The 5088-nt window shown below is 64.2% G+C and carries 6 protein-coding genes and 1 tRNA gene; 6 read left to right on the forward strand and 1 reads right to left on the reverse strand.

Going from position 1 to position 5088, the window contains the following annotated elements; genetic code table 11:
• Positions 1-83: 83 nt before the first annotated feature.
• The 3 genes from QZ189_RS10610 to QZ189_RS10620 are packed head-to-tail and all read left to right on the forward strand — an operon-like array spanning position 84 to position 3345.
• The gene (locus tag QZ189_RS10610) at positions 84-692 is read left to right on the forward strand and encodes a succinate dehydrogenase cytochrome b subunit (protein WP_296421733.1); all 609 of its coding nucleotides are present in this window, start codon (positions 84-86) and stop codon (positions 690-692) included.
• Positions 693-697: 5 nt separating this feature from the next.
• On the forward strand, positions 698-2611 hold the full coding sequence (locus tag QZ189_RS10615; RefSeq protein ID WP_296421734.1) for a fumarate reductase/succinate dehydrogenase flavoprotein subunit: 1914 nt from the start codon (positions 698-700) through the stop codon (positions 2609-2611).
• Positions 2608-3345, forward strand: a complete 738-nt coding sequence (locus tag QZ189_RS10620; RefSeq protein WP_296415590.1) for a succinate dehydrogenase/fumarate reductase iron-sulfur subunit — start codon at positions 2608-2610, stop codon at positions 3343-3345. The genes QZ189_RS10615 and QZ189_RS10620 overlap by 4 nt, the downstream gene beginning before the upstream one ends.
• A 10-nt stretch (positions 3346-3355) precedes the next feature.
• Here QZ189_RS10620 and QZ189_RS10625 read toward each other — a convergent pair.
• Positions 3356-3439 (reverse strand) — tRNA-Leu (locus tag QZ189_RS10625).
• 43 nt (positions 3440-3482) lie between these two features.
• Between QZ189_RS10625 and QZ189_RS10630 the strand changes: the two genes are divergently transcribed.
• From QZ189_RS10630 to trpA, 3 genes are read left to right on the forward strand one after another with little or no spacing between them, the layout of a single operon-like run.
• Positions 3483-3734 (forward strand): NAD(P)H-quinone oxidoreductase subunit L, encoded by a 252-nt coding sequence (locus QZ189_RS10630; protein ID WP_296415593.1) that lies wholly within the window; start codon positions 3483-3485, stop codon positions 3732-3734.
• Between the two features lie 11 nt (positions 3735-3745).
• The gene (locus QZ189_RS10635; protein ID WP_029626195.1) at positions 3746-4072 is read left to right on the forward strand and encodes a DUF3007 family protein; all 327 of its coding nucleotides are present in this window, start codon (positions 3746-3748) and stop codon (positions 4070-4072) included.
• Positions 4073-4105: 33 nt separating this feature from the next.
• Positions 4106-4918: a tryptophan synthase subunit alpha gene (gene trpA, locus QZ189_RS10640; RefSeq protein ID WP_296415596.1), complete on the forward strand. Its 813-nt coding sequence runs from the start codon at positions 4106-4108 to the stop codon at positions 4916-4918.
• Positions 4919-5088 lie beyond the last annotated feature (170 nt).

The raw sequence follows: 5088 nt of genomic DNA on the forward strand, positions 1-5088 counted from the left end.
TGGCCACGGCTTTTCAAACTGTCAGCCGATTTGTCATGAAGCGGAGGCGACCTGCCTAGCGTTCAAGGCAGCAACCGATGGCCATGGTCCGCCGCGTGCTCCTGGCAGGCTCCGGCCTGATGCTGATGGTGTTCCTTGTGATTCATCTCATCGGCGTCGCCATTGCTCCTCTCGCGCCACTGCAGTTCGAGCACTACGCCAGCGCCCTGCATCACAGCTGGTGGCTGCCTGTCGTTGAGGGACTGCTGCTACTCGCGGCCGGCCTGCACGTCAGCCTCAGCCTGGGCAAAACCCTCAGCAACTGGAGAGCGGGAAACCATGCTCAGCTCCAGAGTCGACGTGGCGATCGTCTTGGCAGCTGGAGCGCCCGATTGCAACCCCTCGGCGGTCTCACCCTGCTGCTCTTCATCGCTGTCCACCTCAAACAGCTACGACTACCGCGACCAGCCCCTGGCCTCGAGCTCCTGCACTTGAGCGCAAGCCTCCAGTCCCCCATCACCCTGACCCTCTACGGACTGGCCTGCCTTGCCCTCGGACTGCATGTCGTCCAGGGCGGTGAGTCGGCACAGCGCAGCTTGGGAGTCCTCAGTCCAGAGAACGCTGGGATCATCCGCAGCACGGCCCGCGCAGTGGGATTGATTCTTGGCCTGGGCTTCGCCGGTTCCGCCGGCTGGTTGGCCTTGCAGGGATGACGCCGATGAACGCCCTCAATCCTCGAATTCCCTCGGGTCCGGTTCGTGATGCCTGGACCAGAACCAAGGAAGAGCTGCCCCTGATCAGCCCGCTGCGCAAGCGAGAGCTGACGATCCTGGTTGTTGGAACGGGCTTAGCTGGATCCTCGGCCGCAGCGACCCTGGCGGAGCAGGGTTACCGCGTGAAGGTGATCACCTTTCACGACAGTCCCCGCCGTGCCCACTCGGTCGCCGCCCAGGGCGGGATCAACGCCGCCCGGCCGGTTGCCGTTGACGGCGACAGCATCAGCCGACTGTTCAGGGATACCGTCCGCGGCGGCGACTTCCGCGCCCGCGAAGCGGGCTGTCACCGCCTCGCTGAAATCAGCAGCGCGATCATTGATCAATGCGTGGCCCAGGGGGTGCCCTTTGCCCGCGAGTACGGCGGCACCTTGGCCACCCGCAACTTCGGCGGCTCCCTGGTGAGCCGCACTTTTTATGCCCGTGGGCAGACCGGTCAGCAGCTGCTCTACGGCGCCTACCAGGCCCTGATGCGCCAGGTGCAACTCGGGCGGGTGGAACTGCTACCCCGGCGGGATCTGCTTGAGCTGATTCGCGTCGACGGGGTCGCCCGAGGGGTGATCTGCCGCAATCTGCTCAGTGGAGCCCTGGAAACCCACACGGGCCATGCGGTGGTGCTCGCCACCGGTGGCTACAGCAACGTCTACTTCCTCTCCACCAATGCCCTGAAATCCAACGCCAGTGCGATCTGGCGGGCCCATGAACAGGGGGCCCTCTTTGCCAATCCCTGCTTCACACAGATCCACCCCACCTGCATCCCCAGCGGCGATCCCTACCAGAGCAAGCTCACGCTCATGAGCGAGAGCCTGCGCAACGATGGCCGCGTCTGGCTGCCGCAACGCCGCCAGGACAGCCGTGATCCAGAGACCATTCCTGAGACCGAGCGGGACTATTTCCTCGAGCGCCAATACCCCAGCTACGGGAACATGGTCCCGAGGGATGTGGCATCCCGCAGGGCACGGGAGCTCTGCAATGAAGGCCAAGGTGTGGGCCCAGCCGGTCGCTCGATCTACCTGGATCTTCGCGATGCCATCCGAGAGAGCGGCCGCGATGTCATCGAGAAGCGCTACGGCAACCTTCTGGAGATGTATGAGCGGATTAGCGGCGAAGACCCGTACGCCAAGCCGCTCAAGATCTACCCCGCACCGCACTACACGATGGGCGGGCTTTGGGTTGACTACCACCTGATGAGCTCCATTCCTGGGCTCTTCGTGCTCGGGGAAGCCAACTTCTCTGAACATGGGGCCAACCGCCTTGGCGCCAGCGCCCTGATGCAAGGCCTCGCAGACGGCTACTTCATCGCACCAGCCACCGTCACCGCATGGCTGGCGAGTCACAGCGGACCGCCGGTCACGCAAGACCATTCGGCCTGCCGGGAAGCCCTGGCGGCTGCCCAGACACGAATTGCCAGCCTGGTCGCCACGAAAGGGGACACCCCAGTCGATCAATTCCACCGTCAGTTGGGCCTGACGATGATCGAGCGCTGCGGCATCAGCCGTAATGCCGCTGGACTGAGCCAGGGACTCCAGGAGGTCCGTGAACTCGAGCAGGACTTCCGCGCGCGGGTTCGCATTCCAGGCGGCGCCGAGGGACCCAATCTCGAATTGGAAAAAGGGCTTCGGTTAAGCGACTTCTTTGGCTTAGCCCAGTTGATGCTCCGGGACGCCCTGGCCCGCGAAGAATCCTGTGGGGCCCACTTCCGCGAGGAGCACCAAACCCCAGAGGGTGAAGCCCAGAGAGATGACGAGCACTTCGCCCACATCGCCGCCTGGGAGTACCAAGACGGTGCCGACCCCTTACGTCACAGCGAACCTCTGCAGTTCACAGCCCTGCAACCCAGCACCCGCAGCTACCGATGACGCCCACCCTCTCTCTCACGCTGAGGATCTGGCGCCAGGAGCACCAGCAGACCAAGGGCACCTTCCAGACCTACACGCTCCAAGGCCTCAGCCCAGACCTTTCTTTGCTGGAGGTGCTGGATCAGTTGAACGATCAGCTCATTCGCAGCGATGAGCGCCCGATCTACTTCGAGCACGACTGCAGGGAAGGGATCTGCGGCAGTTGCGGATTCCTCGTCAATGGCCAGGCCCATGGCTCCCAGCGGGCGACGACTGTTTGCCAGCTCTACGTCAGGGAGTTCCAGGACGGAGAAACCGTGACCTTGGAACCCTGGCGCGCTGCGGCCTTCCCTCTCCTTCAAGATCTGGCGGTTGAACGCTCAGCCCTGGACCGGATCATTGCCGCCGGCGGCTACTGCTCGATCAACACCGGGCAGGCACCCGACGGGAACGCGATGTTGATCGGACAGGAGCAGGCTCTCTCCGCCTTTGAAACAGCCACCTGTATCGGCTGTGGCGCCTGCGTTGCCAGTTGCCGCAATGCCTCGGCGAGCCTCTTCACCGCCGCCAAGTTGGCTCACCTCGGCCAGCTCCCCCAGGGACAACCCGAACGGCGCTCACGGGCGCGTTCGATGCAGGCCGCGATGGAGCAGGAAGGATTCGGGAGTTGCAGCAGCAATCTCGAATGCGAAGCCGTCTGCCCGAAAGAGATTTCAGCGGACTGGATCAGCTGGATGAACGGCGAAGCTCGCTAAGAGCAGTCAGTGGGACCAGAGGGACTTGAACCCTCACAACGTTGCCGTCTGCGGATTTTAAGTCCGCTGCGTCTACCAATTCCGCCATGGTCCCGGCGCAGACCATCTTAGATTTGCCGGGACGTTGCACCATCGCCGTGCCGCTGCCCGGGTTCCTCAGTTCCCTCACCAATGAGACCCTGCTGGTGCTGGCCGCCTACGGGGCACTGGCCGGTGCCTACCTGGTGGCAGTCCCCCTGGCTCTGATGGCTTGGATGACCAAGCGCTGGACCGTGATGGGCAAGATCGAGCGCACGGCGGTCTATGGACTGGTCTTCCTGTTCTTCCCCGGACTGATCGTCTTCGCCCCCTTCGTGAATCTGCGTTTGCAGGGCCAGGGCAACACTTAATGGGATCCGGCATCACACGCGGCAAGGCGCTTCTGGCCGGCCTGGCCATCTTTGGCATCGGCGGCATCGGTTACTGGGGCTTCCAAGCCGCTGGCTTTGAAGGGTTTAGTGCGGGCATTGCCGCCCAGGCCCTCCTGGTGGTCATCGTCCTGGTCTGGACGGGCTCTTACTTGTTCCGGGTCGTGACCGGAAACATGACCTACATGGAGCAGCGCCGCCGCTACCGCTCGGGTTACGACGCTGCCACCGACGAAGAGCTGCAGAAGCGTTTTGACGCCCTCAGCCCCGAAGAGCAAGAGAAGCTCATGCGGGAACTCGCCCAGGACAGCGAAGGCTGAGGCCATAGGCTCAGCTGCAGATCTCACGCTGCCGTGACCACCAGCACCCCGATCCAGCAGCGTTTTCAGAAGCTCAAGACCGAGGGCCGCTGCGCCTTGATGCCATTCCTGATGGCCGGCGATCCGGATCTGGAGCACACCCGCTCCACCCTCCTGGCCCTGGAGGCCGGCGGGGCCGACATGATCGAACTGGGGATTCCCTACAGCGATCCCCTGGCCGATGGTCCGGTGATCCAAGCCGCGGCCAGCCGAGCACTGGGCAGCGGGACCACCCCTGGTCGGGTGCTGGAGATGCTCCGCAGCCTCAAGGGCGAGCTCACCATCCCGGTGATCCTCTTCACCTACAGCAACCCCTTGCTGAACCGCGGCATGGAGACCTTCTGCCGCGATGCCGCAGCGGCGGGTGCCGCCGGCCTGGTGGTGCCTGATCTCCCCCTGGAAGAAGCGGAAAAGCTCTCGGCCATTGCCGAAGCGGCAGGGCTGGATCTCGTGCTGCTGGTGGCGCCCACCACCCCGAGCGATCGCATGGCCCGCATCGCCCAGGCCAGCCGCGGCTTCACCTACCTGGTCAGCGTCACCGGGGTCACCGGGGTCCGCACCACCCTGGAAAACCGGGTCGCCACCCTGGTGCATCAACTCAAAGGAATGGGGCCAACCCCAGTCGCCGTTGGCTTTGGCATCTCCGGCCCCGAGCAGGCGCGCCAAGTTCGTGATTGGGGCGCCGATGGCGCCATCGTCGGCAGCGCCCTGGTCAAGGTCATGGCTGAAAGCCACAGCCAGCAGGGGGACATTGCTGCTGCTGCGGGTCAGTTCTGCGGCCAACTGCGCCAGGCCCTCGACAACTAAGCGGCCAGCCCTCGATCCGCACGGCAGAATCAGCGCAGTTCGCCCCTGCGAGGGACCGTTTTCAATGGCGCTGCGCAACCGCCTCTCCCGTGGACTCCTTGGCGCCGCGCTGCTGGTCGCCCCCAGCGCCGCCCAGGCCGGCTGGAGTGAGTACACCTCCAACATCTCTG

Origin of the sequence: Vulcanococcus sp. CPBay_Sum15L08_68 (genome assembly GCF_017855895.1) — a bacterium.
Classification (GTDB): Bacteria; Cyanobacteriota; Cyanobacteriia; order PCC-6307; family Cyanobiaceae; genus Vulcanococcus.